This window comes from Flectobacillus longus (genome assembly GCF_030056705.1).
In the GTDB taxonomy this organism is placed as follows: Bacteria; Bacteroidota; Bacteroidia; order Cytophagales; family Spirosomataceae; genus Flectobacillus; species Flectobacillus longus.
On the sequence record NZ_JASHIC010000011.1, the window covers coordinates 80,903 to 104,095 of the forward strand.

The 23,193-nt window shown below is 37.4% G+C and carries 17 protein-coding genes; 9 read left to right on the forward strand and 8 right to left on the reverse strand.

Going from position 1 to position 23,193, the window contains the following annotated elements:
- Window positions 1–158: 158 nt before the first annotated feature.
- Window positions 159–965, reverse strand: coding sequence for a helix-turn-helix domain-containing protein (locus QM491_RS09250; protein WP_283327221.1), 807 nt, complete (start codon window positions 963–965; stop codon window positions 159–161).
- Window positions 966–1,105: 140 nt separating this feature from the next.
- On the opposite strand from QM491_RS09250, the gene scpC reads away from it, so the two are divergent.
- From scpC to QM491_RS09270, 4 genes are all read left to right on the forward strand, one after another.
- Complete coding sequence (scpC, locus tag QM491_RS09255) at window positions 1,106–2,611, forward strand: succinyl-CoA:acetate CoA-transferase ScpC (protein ID WP_283327222.1); 1,506 nt, start codon at window positions 1,106–1,108, stop codon at window positions 2,609–2,611.
- 240 nt (window positions 2,612–2,851) lie between these two features.
- Window positions 2,852–4,207, forward strand: coding sequence for a TolC family protein (locus QM491_RS09260; protein ID WP_283327223.1), 1,356 nt, complete (start codon window positions 2,852–2,854; stop codon window positions 4,205–4,207).
- Between the two features lie 83 nt (window positions 4,208–4,290).
- On the forward strand, window positions 4,291–5,340 hold the full coding sequence (locus tag QM491_RS09265; RefSeq protein WP_283327224.1) for an HlyD family secretion protein: 1,050 nt from the start codon (window positions 4,291–4,293) through the stop codon (window positions 5,338–5,340).
- 25 nt (window positions 5,341–5,365) lie between these two features.
- On the forward strand, window positions 5,366–6,946 hold the full coding sequence (locus QM491_RS09270; RefSeq protein WP_283327225.1) for an efflux MFS transporter permease: 1,581 nt from the start codon (window positions 5,366–5,368) through the stop codon (window positions 6,944–6,946).
- 236 nt (window positions 6,947–7,182) lie between these two features.
- Here the strand turns inward: QM491_RS09270 and QM491_RS09275 are convergent, their stop codons facing one another.
- The 7 genes from QM491_RS09275 to QM491_RS09305 form a co-directional block, all read right to left on the reverse strand.
- Entirely contained in the window at window positions 7,183–9,096 is a 1,914-nt protein-coding gene (locus QM491_RS09275; RefSeq protein WP_283327226.1) for a YgiQ family radical SAM protein, read from the reverse strand.
- Between the two features lie 341 nt (window positions 9,097–9,437).
- A complete protein-coding gene (gene trxA, locus QM491_RS09280; RefSeq protein ID WP_283327227.1) occupies window positions 9,438–9,761 on the reverse strand; it encodes a thioredoxin in 324 nt (107 codons plus the stop codon).
- A 204-nt stretch (window positions 9,762–9,965) separates the two neighbouring features.
- Entirely contained in the window at window positions 9,966–11,111 is a 1,146-nt protein-coding gene (locus tag QM491_RS09285) for a hypothetical protein (protein WP_283327228.1), read from the reverse strand.
- Window positions 11,112–11,247: 136 nt separating this feature from the next.
- The gene (locus tag QM491_RS09290; protein ID WP_283327229.1) at window positions 11,248–12,231 is read right to left on the reverse strand and encodes an SGNH/GDSL hydrolase family protein; all 984 of its coding nucleotides are present in this window, start codon (window positions 12,229–12,231) and stop codon (window positions 11,248–11,250) included.
- Between the two features lie 54 nt (window positions 12,232–12,285).
- Window positions 12,286–13,662 carry an MBOAT family O-acyltransferase gene (locus QM491_RS09295; protein WP_283327230.1) on the reverse strand — a complete coding sequence of 459 codons (1,377 nt, stop codon included), beginning with the start codon at window positions 13,660–13,662 and terminating at the stop codon, window positions 12,286–12,288.
- A 213-nt stretch (window positions 13,663–13,875) separates the two neighbouring features.
- Window positions 13,876–15,507 carry a M28 family metallopeptidase gene (locus tag QM491_RS09300; protein WP_283327231.1) on the reverse strand — a complete coding sequence of 544 codons (1,632 nt, stop codon included), beginning with the start codon at window positions 15,505–15,507 and terminating at the stop codon, window positions 13,876–13,878.
- A 58-nt stretch (window positions 15,508–15,565) separates the two neighbouring features.
- Entirely contained in the window at window positions 15,566–16,021 is a 456-nt protein-coding gene (locus QM491_RS09305; protein WP_283327232.1) for an Lrp/AsnC family transcriptional regulator, read from the reverse strand.
- Window positions 16,022–16,170: 149 nt separating this feature from the next.
- On the opposite strand from QM491_RS09305, the gene QM491_RS09310 reads away from it, so the two are divergent.
- From QM491_RS09310 to QM491_RS09330, 5 genes are all read left to right on the forward strand, one after another.
- Complete coding sequence (locus tag QM491_RS09310; protein WP_283327233.1) at window positions 16,171–18,696, forward strand: serine hydrolase; 2,526 nt, start codon at window positions 16,171–16,173, stop codon at window positions 18,694–18,696.
- A 90-nt stretch (window positions 18,697–18,786) separates the two neighbouring features.
- Window positions 18,787–19,827, forward strand: coding sequence for an N-acetyltransferase DgcN family protein (locus QM491_RS09315; protein WP_283327234.1), 1,041 nt, complete (start codon window positions 18,787–18,789; stop codon window positions 19,825–19,827).
- Between the two features lie 9 nt (window positions 19,828–19,836).
- The gene (locus QM491_RS09320) at window positions 19,837–20,904 is read left to right on the forward strand and encodes a mandelate racemase/muconate lactonizing enzyme family protein (protein ID WP_283327235.1); all 1,068 of its coding nucleotides are present in this window, start codon (window positions 19,837–19,839) and stop codon (window positions 20,902–20,904) included.
- A gap of 226 nt (window positions 20,905–21,130) precedes the next feature.
- Window positions 21,131–22,495, forward strand: a complete 1,365-nt coding sequence (locus QM491_RS09325; RefSeq protein ID WP_283327236.1) for an APC family permease — start codon at window positions 21,131–21,133, stop codon at window positions 22,493–22,495.
- Between the two features lie 125 nt (window positions 22,496–22,620).
- A complete protein-coding gene (locus QM491_RS09330) occupies window positions 22,621–23,055 on the forward strand; it encodes an RrF2 family transcriptional regulator (protein ID WP_283327237.1) in 435 nt (144 codons plus the stop codon).
- The last annotated feature ends 138 nt before the right edge of the window (window positions 23,056–23,193 follow it).

Genomic DNA, 23,193 nt, shown 5'->3' on the forward strand with positions numbered 1-23,193 from the left:
AAATTAGTGATAATTGATGTTTTTGTTGTTTAAGATAAATAAAATCATTGACAAAAGTCAATGATTGTTTAGATAAATGTAATTTTTTATAAAAATAGTTATATTTTGTAGAAGTGATTTCTAATTATTTTTTTTGATTATTTGTAGTTGAACTTCGTTTATTTTAAAATATTAGCCTGCATTTTTAAATATTCTGATGGTCGGCAGCCAATTAAGTTGCAAAAAGTGTTACTAAACGTAGGTATGCTGCTATAGCCGACACTAATTGCGACCTCGCTAACGGGTAGTTTTTCTTCTAGTAATAATTGTAAAGATTTTAATATTCTTAAAATCGTGTAGTATTGAATAAAAGTCATACCTAATTCTGCATGAAATAAACGAGCTAAACTTCTTTGACTAAATCCAAATCTTTCACATAATTCAGGAAAAGCAATGGGGTTATGTAAGTTACTAGCCATAAATGCTAATACTTTTTCTAGTCTTTGGTTATTTGAGAAAGGTAAAGCCAATGGCAAATTCATGGTACTGATTTGGGGTAGAATAGCACGTATAGCCTCTGCAATGATATAATCTTCCTTTGAACTTGTCAAAATATCTCCATGCCAGCGATTAGAAAATAGTAATAATTGGAGCAACAAATCATTGACAGCATAGATACCGATTTGATGGAAAAAGTCAATTTTCTGGTTTGGAATTGGAAAGTACAGATTGCGCATCATGATTTCGGGGGAGCTTGCATGAATACTATGTGGTACTTCGGGAGGGATCCACATATAATGTCTCGCAGGCAAAAAATAGGTTTTGTCGGCTACCGAAATATGTACGACTCCACCTTCGGTGTATAACAACTGCGCTTTTTTGTGCTGATGCAATTGAATATCGTTTTCGCCCATAGCGTCGTGAAAACAATAGATAGAATCTTCAATCTTATCTACTTCTGTAAGATAATATCGTTGTGGGGTCATTTTTTTGGCAAAAATTGATAAATAGTTGGCTTTTGTAGATATTTCTACCACAAAGATACTTCCTAATTTTGTCTTAGCATATTACAAGAAACAAAACAAACAACATAACCAACTCTAACCAATTCCGAGAGGTACATACAATGAATTCAGAGAGAATCCAAATTCCAACTTTGCTAGCCAAGGTAAAAACTGCACAAGAAGCTGCTGCCTTAATAGAGGATGGCATGGTGATAGGCTCTAGTGGCTTTACACGTGCAGGCGATAGCAAGGCCGTTTTGCAGGCATTAGCCGAACGAGCCCAATCTACTCCCCTTAAGATAACCTTGCTAACGGGTGCATCTCTGGGTCATGATACCGATGGATTATTGGCCGAATCACATGCACTCTACAAGCGTATGCCTTTTCAGTCAGATAATGGCTTAAGAAGTCATATCAATGATGGAGAGGTGCTTTTTATAGATCAACATTTAGGCGAAACTGCCGAGTTATTACAAGCCGAAAATATTCGCCCTGTAGATTTGGCGGTGATTGAAGTTGCTATGATTAGAGCCGATGGACTATTGATTCCGACTACTTCGGTTGGTAATTCAGCTACTTTTGTCCAACAAGCCAAACAATTGATTATTGAAGTTAATATGGCTGTGCCAACAAGTATCGCGGGGATTCATGATATTCATATCCCTGAACGTTATCCTTTTCGCAAGCCTATATTGATTGAAAAAGTCGATGACCGTATAGGGAGTATCGGTATCGAATTTGATCCTGCTAAGGTGGTGGCGGTTGTCTTTACAAACTTGTCGGATAGCGCAGCAACAATCGCCCCACCTGAGGCAAAAACGGATGCTATTGCGGCACATTTGATTGAATTTTTTGAAAAAGAAGTTCACAAAGGCAAACTTTCCTACCATTTGTTGCCGCTACAAGCGGGTATAGGTAAGGTAGCCAATGCCATTTTACAGGGTTTTGTTAATAGTCCCTTCGAGGGTCTTACTATGTATTCGGAGGTATTACAAGATAGTACTTTTGAGCTAATCGATGCAGGAAAAATGGATTTTGCTTCAGCGTCTTCCATTACGGTTTCGAAGGAATGGTATCAAAAACTTTTTATCAATTTTGAAAGATATAAAGACAAAATCCTGCTTCGACCCCAGAATATTAGCAACGCAGCGGAGGTGATACGCCGATTGGGCGTTATTGCGATTAATACTGCCATAGAGTTTGATATTTACGGAAATGTAAACTCTACCCATATTTACGGTACCAAAATGATGAATGGAATCGGTGGTTCGGGCGATTTTGCCAGAAATGCCTATTTAAGCATTTTTGTTTGCCAAGCAGCTTCCAAAAACGATACTATTTCGCATGTAGTGCCGATGGTTGCGCATGTAGATCATACTGAGCACGATGTTGATATTTTGGTAACTGATTTTGGATTAGCTGACTTACGTGGTTTAGCCCCACGCGAACGAGCCAAAGTTATTATCGAAAACTGCGCACATCCCGATTATAGAGAAGCTTTGTTGGATTATTATACAAGAGCTTTGGAGAAAGGAGGACAAACGCCTCATTTACTTGGCGAAGCACTTAGTTGGCACGAAAGATTACAAAAAACAGGTAGAATGACCTCTGAATTAGAAAGAGTGTAGCGTCAATCCAGTAAAAGATAGTGGTTTAGATTACTTGTTAATTGGGACAATGAGTATGAGGATGGTACGATATTGTGGTACTTATATCCCATGCCATGAGGGTAAAATAGTTTTGCACCTGTTTTTAAGAATGATATTAGTAAAAATTTATTGGTGGAGGAATTTATAAACTTTCGCCTAAACATATTTTCATTTTTCACTCTCGCAATCGGATATATTTATAGTATCTGTGTTGAATTTATGACAACGTACAAACAGCCAATTCAAGGAAAGAGTTTTTTCCTTGGAGGTTTTCTTATGCTTGCCCAAACCACTTATGGACAACATATTAGCCATACCACAAGCAATAAAGTTTCTTTAAATTTGTCGGAAGCTCTGAACCGCTTGAAAGAAAACAGTCCTTATCTCATACAAGCAAGGATTCAGACAGAAGTAGCACACGAAAAAGTAAAGGAAGAAAAAGAAATACAGTTGCCCGATTTAGATTTTCATGCTTCGTATTATCGTATGAGTAATATGGTCGAGTATCAACATGCTGACCAAGTAGTTCATTACCAGACTATTCCTGATATTTATGATGCGACTGTCAATATCAAAATGCCTCTTTATCAAGGAGGAAGAATTAAAATTGGTATTAAGCAAGCCGAAAAAAGAGTAGAAATTGCTCAACTTCAAGAGAAACAAGTTTACCGAGAAAAAGCCATTGAAGTCATACAAACCTATTTGGGGATTTGTAAGTTGGTGGCGCTTGACTCACTTTTGAAAGAAACCCTTAAAGAACAAAACGAGCGACTTAATTTGGTAAGTGCTTTCAAAAAAAATGGTACAATCACCAAAGAAGAAGTGTTACAAGCAAGTCTTCAATGCTCAAATTCAACTCTCGATATTTTAACCAATGAGCGAAATACAAAAGTATTGCTCAATGATTTGAAAACCCTTTTGCAGATTCCTGAAAGAGATACCTTGTTGCTAGACACAAAGTCGGCCCTCAGCATGAATCATATAGAATTGTTGATAGATAAGCTTCAAGAAAGTGCCTCGAATCGTGAGGAGGTAAAAATAAAGCACCAAGCGACTGAAATTAATGAGCTGGGATACCAAGCCATTAAAGCATCTACAAAGCCTACTTTGAGTTTGTTTGGAACGTTCGGGTACAACTATCCCAACTATATGTTATTCCTTTTTCCGCCACATCCATACCTGTACAGCCTTGGGAGAATTGGGATTGATATGAATTTTAGTATTTCTCATTTGTTTAAAGTCAAGACCAAATTGGCTATGGCAAAGCAGTCGATTGAGCTTTCACAAGTACAAGAAAAGATTCAGAAAGATGTCATTCAAGATGCCATGTATCGTAGATATATGGCATGGCTCGAAACACAGGATAAGATAATGGTAATTGAAAAAGCGATTGCGCAAGCCAATGAAAACTACAGAATTCTGAAACAAAAGTATTTTAACCAAATGGCATTACATACCGAATTGATGGATGCGGATACAGCTTTGTTTCGAACTCGCTATCAACTTTTGTCAGCGAAAATAGATGCTGTGGCAAAATACTACGATCTTCTTTACACTTCAGGTCAACTCAACTAAATTAGCATAGGAGGTTAGTTATTAGATGATTGCGGATGAAAATTCCGTTTTTCTAATAACTGTCTCTTAGGCTTTTCTTTACAATGAATCAAATTAAGCCAAACGATACAAGTCGGATTTTTAATGCAGTAGTAAGTGTTTTTGCCAGCGGACTTACCCTTGGAGGCATTGCCTTAGGAGGCTGGTATATCATGTATTATCGTAATCATGAGCAAACCAACGATGCCCAAATAGAGCAATATGTTACCCCCGTCATGAGTCGTGTGACGGGATATGTAAAGGCGGTTAATTATCAGGATAACAGTTTTGTTCATAGAGGAGATACGTTGATTCAACTTGATGAGCGTGAGTATCGGGCTAAACTAGATATGGCGTATGCTGATTTTGAAAATGCCTTAAAAAACGAAAATGTTATTACTAAAAAGGCACAAACCACGCAAAGCAATGTGGCAATTCATCAAGCACAATTGAGTGCACTAAAAGCGAAAGTTTGGGAAATGGAAAGGGAGTATCAGCGTCAGCTCAATTTGTTGAAAGAGGAGGCCACGACTGAACAGCGAGTAGAAAGTGCCAAAACTGCTTTTGAGGCTGCTCAAAGCAATTATCAGGAGATAATCGAAAAAATCCATAGCACTGAACTGATGGCAAGTGAGGCAAATTCTGTAATTCCGTTTGGTAATACCATTATTCAACAGAAAAAAGCTAGTTTGGATAATGCTAAATTATTTTACTCATACACCGTTATTACAGCCCCGTATGACGGTTGGGTAGGAAAACGAACCATTCAGTCTGGGCAATTGATTAAAGAAGGACAAACGCTTTTGTCAGTGGTAAGTAAGGAAAAATGGATGGTTGCCAATTTTAAAGAAACTCAGATTCGCTTTTTGAAAATCGGTCAAACGGTCGAATTCAAAGCCGATGTTACGGGCGATAAAGTATGGCATGGACAAATTATATCTCTTTCTCCTGCCTCAGGAGCGCGATTTTCATTGCTTCCTCCCGATAATGCTACAGGTAATTTTGTCAAAATCGAGCAGCGAGTTCCTGTAAAAATATCTATCCAAGAAACAACCGATGTCTCCTATCCTTTGTTGAGAGCTGGGCTTAATGTAGAGGTTTTTGCCAAACATTAGAAGGGGAAATACCTTTATTTTTAACATGAAGAAAACATCCATTTTCAAACCTTGGGTACCTAATTGGGCTATTCAGGTGGTGTTGGTAATTTGTATGTTGCATACCATGGCTTTGCTAGGGTTATACACTTCCAATATTTCTTATGCAGCTAGTTATTTCGACATCGAGCCTGAAGACTTACAGTTTAGTATGAGCCTAACCTACGGCACATTTCTGGCGACAATATTAATAGAAAGTCGACTATTCAAATATTTTCCTCCACGCAACTACCTTATTACGATTTATTTGCTTTCGGCAATATTATTTGTGGTTTCTGCCTATACTAATGATTTTGTCGTTTTTGCCTTTCTGCGAATACTTGAAGGAATATTAATGGCATTGCCTTGGATACCATTGCGTATTTTGATGTTGTCTAGAACTAAAAGTCCTAATGCGACCATTATCGTATTCTCGATAACTTATGCTGCATTGCTGGCAGCTAGTCCATTTATTGTCAATATTGCAGTTTGGCTACTCGATACTCACGATTGGAAATACATGACTTTTGGATCGGCTATTTTCCAAATTATGGTAGCAAGCCTGATATGGCTAACATTTACTGCTAATCGATTTCATCGGAAAATACCGCTTTATAAAGTTGACTGGACAAGTTTTGTCTTATTGACCATTTCAATCTTGACAGGTGTATATGTGCTCAATTATGGCGAAAAACTATATTGGTTTCAGTCAGCCAATATAGTAGTTTGTGCCATTACTAGCTTGGTATTGAGTGCATTGTTTATCATACGGCAAATGACCTATCGACGTAGTTGTTTTGATATGAGAGTATTTTCTTACCGAAACTTACGCTTGAGTTTGTTGCTTTTTATTGTTTTCTATATCTCCAGAGCTACGCTGACGATATGTCATACTACCATGAGTAAAGTCTGGCAATGGGAACCGCTCAGGGTGGCACATGTACAATATCTGAACTTGTTGGGCGTCTTTATCGGGATGACTATTGCTGGAATGATGATGGTAAAAAAGTTGCCGACCAAACTGATTTTGATTCTAGGCTTTTTGACGATGGCTATTTACCATTGGTGGTTTACTTTTTTGTTTTTACCCGATGTGGCACTTTCGCAAATGTGGATTCCTTATATGTTGCAGGGTGTTGGGGTAGGGGTATTGTTTGTGCCTTTGGTGCTCAATACCGTTTCGGCTGTACCTGCTTATTTAGCTCCGTTTGCAGGTGCAATCGGTGTGGCTGGGAGATTTTGGGGCACGAATATTGGTTTTTGTTTAGTCCAAAATTTTCAAGTGTATTTTGTCAATAAACATCGATATATTTTTCTAGAAAAACTATTGCCCGAAAATCCAACCATAACAGGAATCGTGAGTACCATACAAGAATCATTTGTTCAAAAAGGATATGACCTTGCGCCAGCGGCTACATTGGCCATGAAGAAAGTCAATGCAGGAGTGCAGACCCAGTCTTTTTTATTGGGAAATATGGAGCTTTTTACCATCTGGGGCTACGGCTTATTCTTGGTAGCGTTATATATTGCTTTTAACAGGCACCTTCGTTTTTCCTTTAATTTGCTGAAAAATAAATACTTTTCTTAGAAGTCCTTATTGAGTGAGTTAGTGGTTGTTTTTAATCAATGCTTCACTGGTAAAGAAGAAATGCTTTGAGATTAAGCATTATCCTATCAAAAAAAGCGGTCGAAAAAATTGATTTTCGACCGCTTTTTTTATGAATATTTGTAAAATAAACCTGTACGAAAACAAGTTATATTTTCACATTTCCGAAATCCGAAATCAGGAATTCATATCACATTCCCAACTCAGCACTCAAAAGCTTATCTTCTAAATTTGTTTTTTCTTCGTTGGTTATTAGAAGATTTATCAAATTCGGCAATCTGATCCGCTGCTTGTTTTTTAGGATTTGCCAACAATTTATCTGCCAAATCAGGACGTTTGAGTTTAATCAAACGTTGCTTAATCCAAGTTTTGATTTCTGGTTTATACCAGAAGAAATATTTATTTTGCGCTAATTTTTCTTCCTTCGTTTTGGCGGTAGCAATTGGCTGCAAAGTGTACGGGTGTACGCCAGAATAATAAATTACCTCGGCTACTGTCATTGGGGTTGGCGTAAAATCCTGAACTTGTTCTAATTGGAAGCCTAAGTCTTTGGTTTCTGCCGCCAAATTAGCCATATCTACCTCCTCACAACCAGGGTGCGACGAGATAAAGTACGGAATCAAAGGCTGATTCATGCCGTGTTTCGTCTGAATTTCATCATATTTCTCCTTAAACTTTCTGAAATATTTGAAAGAAGGTTTACGCATGATTTTCAAGGTATTGTCAGAAGTATGCTCTGGCGCTACCTTCAAACGACCCGATACGTGACGTGTAATCAATTGCTCCATGTATTCATCATGGTTTCCGTCTTGATTGTTTTTGTTGAAATCATCAACCAATAAATCATAACGAACTCCAGAACCCACGAAAGCTTTTTTGATTTTCGGATGCTCATCTACCTTTTTGTACAATTGCGTCAAAGGCTTATGGGAAGTATCTAAGTTTGAGCAAATAACAGGGTGAATACAGCTCGGACTCTGACATCTTGCACAAATTGACTCATCCTTACCTTTCATGCGGTACATGTTGGCTGATGGTCCGCCTAAATCAGAGATATAACCCTTAAATTCAGGATGTTGTGCGATTTGCTCAACTTCCTTCATGATAGAGGTTTCACTTCTTGAAGCAATAAATTTACCTTGGTGTGCCGAAATAGTACAAAAACTACAACCTCCAAAACAGCCGCGGTGCATATTCAAGGAGAATTTAATCATCTCATAAGCAGGAATAGTACCTCTCTTTTTGTATTTCGGGTGCGGTAGGCGAGTGTAAGGCAAATCAAAGGATTTATCCATTTCGGTCTCCTCCATCGTTTTGAATGGTGGATTGATTACCAAGGTTTTATTTCCTACTTGTTGTGTGATACGATTCGCTTGCCATTTATTTGACTCAACTTCTACAATTTTGAAATTGGAAGCATATTTAATTTTGTCTTTCAAACAAACTTCATGACTTGCCAATTCAACCGTTTCCCATCCATTAAATTCTTGCAAAGGCTCATTGGAAGGTTGTAAATAGGCAATTTGGTTCACGTTTTTGATGGTATCCATCGGAATCCCTTGTTTTACCAATCTCAACAACTCCCTGAGAGGTTGTTCGCCCATGCCATAAACCAATAAATCTGCACCCGAATCTTCTAAGATTGTTGGCATCAATCTATCTTGCCAGTAGTCATAGTGCGTTACACGACGCAAAGAGGCCTCGATACCCCCAATCAATACGGGAACGTCTGGATATAATTCTTTCAGGATTTTGGTATAAACAGTTGTAGCGTAGTCTGGACGGTAGCCAGCTTCGCCACCTGGGGTATAGGAGTCATTGGAACGCAAACGCTTGTTGGCTGTATAATGGTTCACCATCGAATCCATACAGCCAGCCGTTACACCAAAGAAATATTTTGGGCGACCAAATTTTTTGAAATCTCTTAAATCATCTTTCCAGTTGGGTTGTGCCACAACTGCTACTCTAAAGCCCTCACTTTCGATAATACGGCCGATTACGGCAGTCCCAAAAGCAGGGTGATCTACGTAGGCATCTCCCGAAATCAATACTACGTCTACATCGTCCCAGCCACGTTTTTCAATCTCTTTTTTGGTAAGAGGCAACCAGTCGGTAATCGGTCTTTCTAACATAATGTAAAATTACGCAAAAAATGCGTGTGTCGTAACGCCCTTAAGAGATACAGGCTAACAAGTGGTATGAATGTTTTAAATGGTGCAAAAAAATCTGCACAGAAGCATACAGTGGTGATAGATTATGAGCTATTAACCTTGATAGCTCGATTGCTAAACAATCTGAGAAGCAAAAAAGTTTGAAAGAATCGTAAAATTTATTGAATGTTGCGGATAATAATTACTTTTTCTTTGAAAATAAAAAGGCGAAGTTAGAAACGTCTAACTTCGCCCTTATATAAAAACAATTGAAATCGAATAAAATTAGGATTGAAAGTATCAAATACGATTCAATCTATTTATTATGCGTGTTTCAAAAGAGTTTGTTCCAATACAGATTTAGGGATATTACCACCTACTAATCTTTCTTTCAATTCACCATTTTTGAAAATCATCAAAGTAGGGATAGAACGGATACCTAAAGTTGCAGGAACTACTGAGTTTGCATCAACGTCCATTTTAGCTACTACTGCTTGACCTTCTACGTCTTCAGCAAGAGCCTCTACAACTGGACCAATCATTTTACAAGGTCCACACCATTCTGCCCAAAAATCTACTAATACAGGTTTGTCTGAGTTAATAAGCTCCTGAAAGTTTGCGTCAGTAGCTACTACGTAATTTCCCATTTTTTTAATCGTTATAGTTAATGTATTTCGTCAAAGTTAAAACATTTTATTCAACAATATTGGTTCACATTTCTAGAAATAATCATAAAATCTGCGTACTAATTATTCAAAATGTTCATTTATAGTTGATTATAAAATATTCTAAATCGACTGAATCAAGTGATATTTTTATCAGATATTTGTATTTACAACAAGACCTTTTTACTAATAGTTCTCGTAGTACTTACGAATTTTTCGAGTTAGCTGATCATAGATTGGTTTAGTAAATTCGGTAAATAGTACTTGTGGTGCTGGAGGAAGTAATTCTTTGTTTTTACAAAGATTCAATTGATCTTTGGTCAAGGCGCGTTCGTCACCATTGAAATTAGCCCATTCATTTACCCACACAAAGCTACCTGGAGTTTTATCTCTATAAATGACTTGTTTGGTTTGAAAATCAATAATTTGCATATCCAAAATGCCATTTGAAGTTACCGTTTTGCGACTTTTGGTATATTTGGCTGTTACTTTATTGTAAACAGGCACTTTCTTACCATTGACCGTAGCTTCGCCTACTTTTACACTATCCTTACTCGTAATATTTTCGGTATTGGTATTCATATAAGTTTGTCCAACCATAAATTCATCGAATTGCAAACGGATGATTTGGTGTGGCTTGAGTTTTATATCACTCGCTTGTTGAGGGCCATAAAACTGTACAAAAATGTTCATTTTAGGATTTGTTCTCAAAAACTCATTCACCTTATCCTGAAAATATTCGTTACTCAACTGATATATTTTTGAAGTGACTGTAACTTGTTCAACCACTACATTTACGGCTGCATACGAATAGGCATCGTCCATTTTGCGAGAAGCATCCTTATATCCTGGAATAATCTCAGAAGAGCGTTCAAAGTCTAAAAATGCCATTTTTGCCTCTTGTCGATTACCTTTGGCATTGCTCAAATGGAAATTTCCAGAATCATATCGATCGGCTGCTGCCAAATTACGTGCTGCTTGAAGGGGTTCGACAAACTTTTTGCCATCACCAACAACACGAATACAAGGAGGACAGTTATCAATAGCCGAACCAAGCTGATTCATGGCATCATATTCGGTGATGACTTTTTCCCAATGAAAAGGTTCTGACGATTTTTCCCAGTTATTAACTCTGCCTTGATGATAATTGAGAGCTAAGGGATACCCTTCTTTCAGAACTTGTTGTGAGGTGCTATTGGTAGGGCTTTTTTGAAGTCTTTCGACAGCTGTATAAACTGCCTCGTCGAAATTTCCTTTTTCTAAAGCTTTTTTTCCTGTTGAGCAGGCGCTTAAGGCCAACCCAAGAAATATGGTATAAAGTTTTGAATTCATAGAGCTTTGATTCGAGTTCTAAAATTTTGTAGGTCTATTAAAACTGCAAACTTTGTCAAGTTTCTTCAAATATCCTAGAATGCAAGGGCAAAATGAATAATCGGGGTAAAAAGCAACGCTTTTTACCCCGATTATTTTATTTCTGATAATGTTTTTGATAAAAACTCTTTTCTACCTGTGATGGATTTTGGGGTTGTTTATTTCTTGAAAAACGATTTCTGTGTGAGAAAAACATGTCTAAAATATCATTTCCATTGACAGTCAGAATGACAACGTCGGGTTCAGCAAATTGAGCTTTTTCTTTGTAGAGACTCACATAATCGTCGATGGAATAACCCCAGTTGGCAGCATTTAACATTTCTTTATCTGGGAATGCTACTTGAAGCAGACTGGTACCTATATTTTTATTATCCAAGAAAGGAAAATACATTTCAGAATCCCCCAAAAACAAGACACGTTGTTTGGTTTTAGTGCTTGATACCTCTGTATCCATCCTCAAGCCTTGGGCATTAGTTTTTACTCGATAAGGCAATCCTTTTCCTCCATCCAAAATTTCGTCATTTGAAGGCAATAAATCCCCAAAAGTTTCAGGTTTTTCCGTAAAAGTCTTTGTTGATTTAACCGTGCTGTATTGTTTGATAATTGGAGTTAACTCCTCTGCAATAATTTTGGCTCCTTCTTTTGACCAGTGACCATCTTTAGGGATTTGAGTGACTACTTTGGGATCTAGCTTAGCTAGTTTTTGTGTTAAATCATAAAATGGAACATGTAAATCTTTAGCGTATCCTTCTACCAATTCTTTGCCAAGGCGATTACTTTTGGTCAAACTTTCGCCTACTTCTGGACTCAAAAAAGTAATAATAAGTTGTGCTCCGTTGGCAGCAACGGCTTTTTGAAGTTCTGTTAACTGGTTTTTGTATCTTTCTTTTAGTTCATTGTACACCTTAGTGGAAAGGGTATCATCTTCCAAGATTTCTTCTCTTGGAATTTCAGGATATTCTGCTTGAACCGTTTCTTTTAAATTGGTCGTTTGCTCCACAGTAGTTTGTTTTTTGTCGCTACAAGCCATTATCAAAATTCCTGTTGTCAAGGCAAAAGCCAAATTTGTTTTTTTCATCATGTCAAAACTGTTTTAACGGGTTGGTAATTTATAAATCTATAATTGTCTGTAATACTAAAATTTAAAGTAGATATACTCAGTAGGATTTTGTGTTGGCCATGCCCAATATATTATAATGATAGAGGAGGCATAAGATGCTATTCTGAATGGTAATGACCATGCTGAAATATCAGCAGGATGACTTCTGTTTCTCTGAAGCCATTCAATAAGCACTATTAACAGGGATAGGCCTAATCCTTCGAGCCCTATGTCTGGTATCGAATAGTCACCTAATCGGAACATTTCCTTGTAATACGTGATTGCCGTAGCAAAATCAGGAGATCTAAAGAAAACTCTGGTGAAAGCGATAGATAAAAAAACTAAAAACATTGAAGTAAAGCCTTTGATACCATATTGTACATCGTTTTTTTCTCTAGTCCAACCTGTCAGAATTGCAAATAGAAATAAGAGTCCATTGAAACTTCCCCATAGAATAAAATTGGCGTTGGCACCGTGCCATACGCCACTCATGAAAAACACGATAAATATGTTGACCATATATTGCCATTTGCTGTTGCCTCGACCCCCCAAAGGAAGGTAAATATACTCTTTGAGCCATGCACTGAGCGATAAATGCCATCTTCTCCAAAATTCATCTATGGTTCTTGAAATGAAAGGAGAGTTGAAATTCGCATTGATTTTAATCCCCAAGAGTTTGGCAATACCCCAAGCCATATCTGAGTATCCTGAAAAATCCATATATACCTGAAAACTATAGAGGATAATCGCAAGCCAAAGATAGATAATCCCTAGCTCGCTGTGATTGTAAAAAATATAGTCTACGGGCTTTGCTAATAGTCCTGAGACAATTACTTTTTTGAATATTCCCCATAAAATTCTTTGACCAGCATCTTCAACGGAGTTTATAGTAATATTTCTTGGTTGACTGTATTGAGGTAAGTCTTTGTATGCAATTGGAATCGGGCCTGACAAGAGCTGAGGGAAAAAAGATAGGTATGCCCCCAAGGTTATTGGGTTTGTTACTGGAGACAACTTTTTTCTATAAATATCGATCAGATAACTGCATGCTGCCAAGGTATAATAAGATAGTCCGATGGTAGAAACAAACTTATAGATAGAAATTGTATGCGAAAAATCACCTATTAGCCAGTTGTAATATTTTGCAATAAATAACTGCGAGAAAATTAGTAAAAGACCTAATGTTAAGGTAACCTTTCGGAGCTGAAAAGTTTCAATGGATTTTCCTAATGACGACGTTATCATGAAAATAACACCCCATAATACACATAGCTTTAGGTCGACCTGTGAATAGAAATATAAACTCCCAACAAGGAGTATTAAGTTTTGAACTTTATAGTTCGCCTTAAAAAGCCAATAAATTGGACATATTACACCAAAGAAATAGATAAAATGAATTGAGTTAAACGGCATATATGGTTTTTGTGTGTTATAATTTAGTAAGGTATGGTTCTTAATGACAATGACTGAAAAATAATGATGAGCGTTGCCTAATTTAATAAAAAATATTATTTATAGGAGCAAGAAGTAAAAAAAGATAAGATTATCGATAAGCAGAGGATGGTAAAAATCGCACAAAAAAAATGCCAATAAAAAAAGGAATGACGATTGTCATTCCTTTTTTAGCTATTTCTTTCCAAATTTTCCTCCGAAGAAGTCTCCAACATTCCAATCAGGTGATTTTGAATCTTGCGCCACATAGTAACCAATCAAATAATTTACTTTTACATGTGTAGCTGCTGCATCAAAATCAAAGGGTTGAGACATGTCATCTTGTGGTGTATGGTAGATGCTACTTCTCCAGCCTACATCCGATTTGCTTCTATCAATCGTGTCGCTTGGGATAGTTTTAAAACCACTTTTGATAAATAAGGCAGGAATACCTTTTTTGATAAAACTAAAATGATCGCTACGAATAAATACCACTTGTTCTGGAAATGGGTCTGGACTAATACCTAATCCCAAAATCTTTGCTGTTTTTTCTACTTGTTGATTCAAGCTTGAATGTTGTGCACCATAAGGAACAATATCTAGAACAGGATGGAAGAAGAAAGGCATATCAATCGCTAAATCAGCTACGATTTTCCCATTAAGAGGACTGTTACTTGCAAAATAATCAGAGCCCAGTAAGCCAAATTCTTCACCAGTAACGATTGTGAAAACAATAGATCGTTTTGGGGCTTCTGGTAAATTTTTGAAGGTTTGAGCAATTTCTAACAAAATCGCCACACCCGATGCATTGTCATGTGCACCATTATAAATCGAATCGCCTTTCACTGGCGCCCCGATTCCAAAATGGTCAAGGTGGGCAGTGTAAACAATATATTCATCTTTCAATTTTGGATCAGAACCTTCGATTATCCCCACCAAATTTGAACCAGCCACAGAAGTAAACTGTGTATTCACTTTAATATTTGCCTGAATATTTAGATCAAAAGATTCGGCTTTACCTGCTTTTGTACTTTCTACAGCCGAAGCAAATGTTTTTCCTGATTTAGCAAATAATTTTTCAGCTTTGTCAGGATTAAAGGTGGCTACAGCTTTCAAGGCTGGGAAGGCATCGTTCGGCTGTCCTTCTTTATTCAACCATTTAAAAGTACCCTGTTTAGTTCTGCGAACGGTAGCTTCCCACGTAGAACGCTTGTCGTTGGGAAAGTTGACAGCGATAACGCCCACAGCACCACGCTTGATAGCTTCGTTATACTTTACTGGGTTTGTCGTAAAGTAGGCTCTTTGATTAGAAGGAAAACTTTCAGGAGCTGCATTGAAAAATACAACGATTTTGCCTTTTACATCAATGCCTTTATAGTCATCATATTGCATTTCTGGTGCCGAAATACCGTAACCTACAAATACCAAAGGCGCTGATACTGACGACTCTGCTTGGGGCATATACGGACTAGCAATAAACTCTTGACCGTAAGTTAATGTTTCTTCGCCTAGAGTCATGGCGGTGAGTTTTTCGCTAACAATCCCTTTTTTCAAGGGAACTGGTTGGATATAACCACCGTCGGGCATGGCTGGTTTTAAGCCAATTCGCATCATTTGTGTTTCAACAAATTTTGACGCAACCGAAAAGCCTCTAGTGCCAGGTTGGCGACCTTCCACCGAGTCGTCTGCCAAAAACGTCATAGTTGCTTTGATAGCATTAGGATTGATATTTTTTAGGTTTTTCACTTCAGGACCACCTTTTTGTCCAATAGCCGAAAAACCCAAAAGGCAAGCCATTGCACTTGCCGAAATAAAAAATAATTTCATTGGTTTTTGTGTTGACGATTTTATGAAAAATTTAGTTTGATTTATAAAGATACAAGTTTTAATCTACGGGAACTGCCGTTGTATATTTTACATGATGAAGAACAACGGTACTACTATGTACCTTAATAGAAGGGATTTCGGCCATTCTGCGCAAAAAACCATCATATTCTTTAATGTCTTTAACATATACTTTGAGCTGGTAGTCAACCGTACCAGCCAAGTGATAGCACTCGATTACCTCTGACATATTTTGTACGATTTGCTCAAAGGTATCGATGTTTTCGTGGGTATAAATAGGCATGGAAATATTGCAAAAAACCACTTGTCCACGCCCCGTTTTTTCGGGATTTACCAAGGCTACATAGCCCGATATAACACCGTCTTTTTCTAACCGTTTGATTCGCTCAAATACAGGAGATGTGGTCAAATTCAACATTTCGGCTAATTCTTTAATGGTTAGTTTGGCATTTTGCTGTAATAACTGAAGAATTTGTTGGTCGGTAGGGTCCAGCATAATATTCTGTTTGATAATTTAATTGTATGTTAATAAAGCAAAATATGCTTATTTTTCTGAAAATGACAAAAATTAGTATAGTGATTTTTATTACTTTAAAGAATAAAATATAAATTTCGAATAAGTAATCAGCATAAACATCTGATAAAATGCCTCTAAAAAGAAACTTGTTATTGTTGCTTATGGCAGCATTTTATCCTTTTTGTAGGACAACTGCCCAGTTAACTCCCCAAAAAATTGCCCAAGTGGATAGTGCCATGCGAGTCTTATATGCTCAGGGTCAATTTAGCGGAGTGGTTCTTTTGTCCGAAAAAGGAAAAATCAAGTTTCAAAAGGCACTTGGGTGGACTGATTACTTACAGCGCAATGCGCTAGATGCGGCTCAGCCCTTCAATCTTGCCTCAATTACTAAACAATTCGTAGCAACGATGACTATGAAACTCTTTGAGCAAGGGAAATTGGAATATGACCAGAAAGTCATAAATTTTATTCCAAATTTCCCTTATCAAGAGATTACAATTCGTCAACTATTGACTCATACTTCTGGTTTGCCAGAATATTTTGATTTGGCAATGAGCCATCTCAATACCCTCGATACGCTCACCAACGATAAGCTCATTCAATTACTGGTCGAAAAACATCCTCCGCTAAATTTTGCCTCTGGAGCAAAATGGGAGTATTGTAATACAGGTTATTTGCTCTTGGCAAGTATTATTGAAAAAGCTTCTGGAACATCTTTCGAACACTTCTTCAGCACTCAAATTGCCCAGCCTTTCGGACTAAAAAACACTTTTGTTTATTTTCTGAATGGCCCTAATCAAAACAGAAAACGTGTTTTAGGTTTTGAAAGGAAAAATGGGAAATCCATTTCCAATGACCTCATTCGTTTGGATGGGGTTGTTGGCGATGGCAATATCTATGCTAGTGCCGAGGATTTGAATAAATGGGTTCAATTAGTTTCTGAAAATAAAGTACTAAAGCCTGCTACTTGGGCAGAGGCTTTCAAACCTGTTATCCTCAATGATGGCACAACCTATCCTTATGGTTTTGGTTGGGGAATTACTAAAAATGGTTTTGAACATACAGGTTCTTGGGTTGGTTTTCAAAATGCTATTTTCAGAAATAATCAATCTCAAACAACTGCTATTTTATTATCCAATGGGACAAATCCCATTTTTAGAAATATCCTGAAAAAAATTCTTTCGGATAAACCTTTTCATTTATCCCAAACACATTTAATCAAAAATGTCAAGTTGATAGATGGTACAGGTTTACCAAGCCAACAAGTTCAGGTTAGGATTAAAGATAACAAAATTTGGGAAATTGGCAAATTAGAACCTTTTGTGGGCGAGACTGTTACTGATGGAAATGGACAAATTCTTGCACCTGGCTTTATTGATTCGCATAGCCATCATTTTGGAAGTTTGGACAAAACTCCTACTGCCATACCAATGCTCAGTCAAGGCATTACGACGATTGTCATTGGACAAGATGGTAGTAGTTATGCCATGGATAGTTTGAGTAAATGGATGCAAGAAAAACCTGTTGCGGTTAACGTTGCTTCCTATACAGGACATGCCACGCTCCGACAAAAAGTGATGGGACCGCGAGGTTTGTATCGAACAGCCAAGCCAGAGGAGGTCGATAAAATGAAAGTGTTGTTAGAAAGTGAGCTTCAAAAAGGTTCTATTGGACTAAATACAGGGCTAGAGTATGAATCTTCTTTTTTCTCAAACCGAAATGAAGTTCTCGAATTAGCAAAAGTAGCTGCCAAAAACGGCGGACGATATATGAGCCATATCAGAAGCGAAGATATAAATCTGACAGAAGCTATCGACGAAATTATTGACATTGGCAGAGAAGCAAAAATTCCTGTTCAAATTTCTCATGGAAAAATAGCCCTTCGTTCTCAATGGAAATCTGCACACGAAATTTTAGCAAAACTTCAAGAAGCTCGTGCAGAAGGTATTCAAATTACAGCGGACTGCTATCCTTATACTTTTTGGCATTCAACCTTGAGGGTTCTCTTTCCCAAAAGAGATTATACCAATCTTGAGAGTGCCCAAATGGCCACAGAACAGCTTTTTGACCCAAAAGAATCTATCATTGTAAGGTTTGCTCCTAATAAATCTTATGCAGGTAAAACGCTGTCAGAAATCGCTAGTTTACGAGGAAAAACTGAAGCTCAAACTTTAATGGATTTAGTTGCTGAAGCGGAGGAGTTTGATAAGAAGAACCCTGATTATGACGAAGGAATTGAAGCGATTATGGGAAAATCTATGGATGATGAAGATGTGGAGGCAATATTGGCTTGGCCACACACCAATATCTGCTCAGATGGGGCAGGAAGTGGACATCCGAGAGGGCATGGGGCTTTTACGAGAGTTTTAGGTAAATATGTTCGAGAGAAAAAGCTATTTTCATGGGAAACAGCCGTCTACAAGATGACGGGTCTTACTGCTGAAAATTTGGGTATCAAGAACAGAGGTCTTATCAAACCAGATTATTATGCTGATATGGTGCTGTTTGACCCTGAAACAGTCATTGATCATGCAGATGTGAAAAACCCAAAAGCCATTTCTTCAGGCATCAAAATGGTTTGGGTCAATGGTGAATTAGTTTGGCAAGACCAAATACCTACAGGGAAATTGTCAGGACAAATAATTATTAAATAGTATTCATTTTTCACCTTAATATCTAATCCTAATAGGGCAATCGCATTGATTTGCTTTTGCCCTTATTTAACACCCTATCACCTCATAAGTATGAACACAGCTGTAGTATTAGCCAACGGTTTATTGGAAACAAACGATGCCAAAACAGCACATGGCTTGATAAGAGGCACTGAGCGATTTGACATTGTTGGTGTAATTGACTCCCCTAAGTTGTCGGGCAAAGATGCTGGAGAAATTTTGGATGGAAAACATCGAAATATTCCCATATATGGTTCATTAGAAGAAGCTATTGAACAATTAAACGAGATTCGTTTTTTAATTATAGGAGTAGCAACTGTGGGTGGGGTTTTGCCTCCATCGATGGTTGGAGTTGTTGAAATGGCGCTGAAAGCAGGTATTTCTGTAGTAAACGGACTTCATGAATATTTGACTGATAATCCAGTTTTTGTCAAATTAGCAGAGGAAAAAAACTTGGAACTCATAGATATTCGTAAACCTAAAAAACGTCAAGATTTACACTTTTGGTCAGGAGAAATCAATCAAGTAGATGTGCCTATTGTAGCGGTTATGGGTATGGACTGTGCCTTGGGAAAACGTACCACAGCCAGATTATTACGCCAAAGTGCAGCTCAAAAGGGTATATCAGCCGAAATGATTTATACAGGTCAAACGGGCTGGTTGCAAGGTGGAAAATACGGCTTTGTATTTGATTCGACACTCAATGATTTTGTTTCGGGCGAATTAGAACATGCCATTGTCACTTGCTGGAAAGAAACTAAGCCCGCCTTTATCTTGCTCGAAGGGCAATCTGCGTTAAGAAACCCAAGTGGTCCTTGTGGATTTGAGTTTATTATTTCAGGAAATGCCAAAAAGGTTGTATTAGTACATGCACCCAAGAGAAAATATTATGACAACGAGCCCCATTGGGGCGAAATACCAAGTGTGAGTTCAGAAATTGAATTGATACAAAAACTTGGAGCTGAGGTGATAGCTTTGGCACTTAATACAGAAGATTGTACAGAGGAGGAATATCTTGGATTTAAAGAAAGCTATCAAAAAGAATTAGGAATCCCTGTTGTTTTGCCACTACAGGAAGGGGTAGAGGAGGTTTTAAATTTAATTTTAAACTAACCCAATACCATGAAAATTGTAGCTATTCGTGCTTATATCAAGTATTTGAAACTTACCAAACCTTATACTATTGCTTATAGTACATTCTCTGATGTACAATTGGTATTTTTAGAAATTGAATTAGCAAATGGGATTATTGGTGTAGGGTCGGCAAGTCCTGCTGAGGAGGTTGTTGGTGAAAATCCAGTTCAGACATTGTCTTCATTACAAACTGATTTTGTTCAAAACCTTATCGGAAGTGATATAAGACATTTTCAACAAATTATTTTTGAAGCGCAGCAGTATTTTGGCTATCTGCCTGGCACCTTAGCTGCTATAGATTTAGCGCTTCATGATGCTTTTTGTCAATATTTAGGAATACCTGTAGTAGATTTCTACGGAAGAAAAATCGAAGTATTGCCAACTTCAGTAACAGTTGGCATAAAAGGTGTAGAAGAAACCCTAGATGAAGCAAAAGCATACCTTTCTGGAGGTTTTACGACACTGAAGATTAAAACAGGATTAGATTTGCAAGAAGATGTAGAAAGAGTAATTGCCCTACGTAAATCATTTGGCAATACCATAACAATTCGTGTTGATGCTAATCAAGGATATGATATAGATACGCTTCAAAAATGGTTTGAACAAACCCAAAGTCTTAATATTGAATTAATTGAACAGCCTATTGAAGTAGGACAAGAAAAGAGCTTGTATCAAACCTTAGATTATACTTCAGTAATTGCCGCAGACGAAAGTTTGAAAGATGCTAACTACGCCATTAAGTTTGCTTCAGAGCCTCAAAGATTTGGTATTTTTAATATCAAACTAATGAAATGTGGTGGACTTTTACCCGCTATTGAAATTGCTCAAATTGCCAAAAATGCTGGAATTAGTCTGTTTTGGGGCTGCAATGACGAAAGTATTGCCAGCATTACGGCTGCATTACATCTTGCCTATGCTTGTCCAAATACAAAATACCTTGACTTGGATGGCAGTTTTGACTTGGCAGAAGATTTGGTAACAGGAGGTTTTGAAGTCAAAAATGGTTTGATGTATCTCAACAAAAAAAGTGGATTTGGGTTTTCTTTGTTAAAGTAATAAATTGAAGTTATCAGTTATTAGTTAACGGATATCTTCAAGGTGAACCATTGATAAAGGTATTACTTTATTTATCCTTTAACTTGCTAAATAGAACGAAGAATTTCTAAAGCACACCACTAGTTTAAAAGTCTGTTTTATGAAGTATCAACTTTATTTATAATCGAATAATCTAATATCATTCAAAAAAACTCAAAACTCAGTATTTCTAACTCAGCACTCATCTATGTCTATTCTCCAGCCCAAAATAGGACTTCGTTCGGCAAGCTTGCTTGTAGTAAGTGTGATTGTTGGTTCGGGAGTTTTCAAAAAAATAGCCCCTATGTCGGCCGAGTTGGGTTCGCCTTGGTTGGTGCTATTGTGTTGGATTGTGGCAGGACTTATCACCTTGGCTGGGGCACTAACAACTGCCGAAATGGCAAGTCTCTTTCCTGATTCGGGAGGGGAGTATCAGTATTACCGAAAAGTCTATAATTCATTTTTTGCATTTTTGTATGGTTGGGGTAATTTTACTGTGATGAAAACAGCCTCAATTGCAGCCCTAGCGTATGTTTTTGCAGAATCATTTTATTCAATTTTTGCCCAACATCTACAGATATTTTCCATCGATGCACCTATTTTAATCAAGGTAATAGCAACGCTCTTGGTCGCATCGCTTAGCTATGTCAACTATAAAGGATTAACAATTGCTGAGAAATTGAGTAATGGACTGACATTTTTGATGTTTTTGGCAGTAGCCGTTTTTGTGTGCTGGGGCTTATGGAGTCCGCAGGGCTCTTGGCAAAATTTAAACCATTCTTCAAATCTCGAAGTATATCACAATCGAACTTCAGGGTCGTGGATAAAAGCTTTGTTTGCTGCCTGTTTAGGCGCATTTTGGGGGTATGAAGGTTGGAATCATATAGGATTTATCGGAGAGGAGGTCAAATCTCCTCAAAAAAATTTGCCTTTGGCACTCACCTTTGGGACGCTTTCTGTCATACTGATTTATGTATCGCTCAATCTGGTATATCTTCGAATACTACCCATTGAAGCATTTATTAGTATGAATGAAACTCCTAATACCATTGCAGCAATTGAGGTGGCGAGAATAATGATTGGCCCAATTGGTACGATATTATTGGCGTGTTTAATTTTGCTTACTACTCTAAACGCCACCAATGGCACTATTTTGATGTCAGCAAGGTTGTTTTATGCCATGGGAAGAGATAAGTTATTTTTTAAACAAACAGCTCATATTCACCCAGAATATCAAACACCTGCTTATGCACTTCTTTTTCAAGCATTATGGTCGGTTCTATTGATTTGGTCAGGTAGTTTTGACCAACTGACAGATATGTTAGTCTTTGCGTCTTTTATTTATTATGGCGCCACAGCATATGGGGTTATACTGCTTCGACAGAAAGAACCAGCGCTCAAACGAGTTTACAAAGTAGTGGGTTATCCATATATACCAATGGTTTTTATCTTATTTTGTTTGGTATTGGTCACAGTCACGTTGTTTACTCAACCTGTACAGGCCATTTCTGGTTTGGGTCTAATTGCCTCAGGCATACCATTTTATTTTTATTGGAATAAAAAAAGCAGTTAAATTCTAGAAATGTAAACGTACTTTAGGAAAACTTTCTTGGGGTGATTATATAAAAAATCAAATAAAAGACTTTTTTATCTTTTATTAATGATTTATCTTTGTCATGTTAATTAACAAAAGTAGTTATGTTTTCTAAAACTTGCGAATATGCTATCAAAGCCTGTATTTATATTGCTTCTCAGTCTTTAGTACAAAAAAGGGTGGGGATAAAAGATATTGCCCAAGCCATAGAATCGCCTGAAGCTTTTACTGGAAAAATCATGCAGGTTTTATCCAAAAATCATATTGTAGATTCGGTAAAAGGACCACATGGGGGATTTGAAATTCCCGAATCGGCGATGAAAGAAAAACGATTGGCAGAGGTGGTGCGCGCAATGGATGGCGACGATATTTTCAAAAGTTGTGGATTAGGACTAAAGGAGTGTTCCGGAGCTAATCCTTGTCCTTTACATAGTCAATTTGCTAAAATTAGAGCCGACATTACCAAACTTCTCGAAACTACCTCGCTGTACGATGTAGCTACAGGTTTGGCCGATGGATTGACCTTTTTGAAGCGGTAAGCTTATTGGTGAGTTGTAAATAAATATTTTTTTTTCGTAAATGGTAATCCTTCAGATAAGGACAAAGAACCGTTTATGAGGAATCGTTATGATGTTGGCAATATCACCATGTAATCATTTTCATAAAACACATTTTTT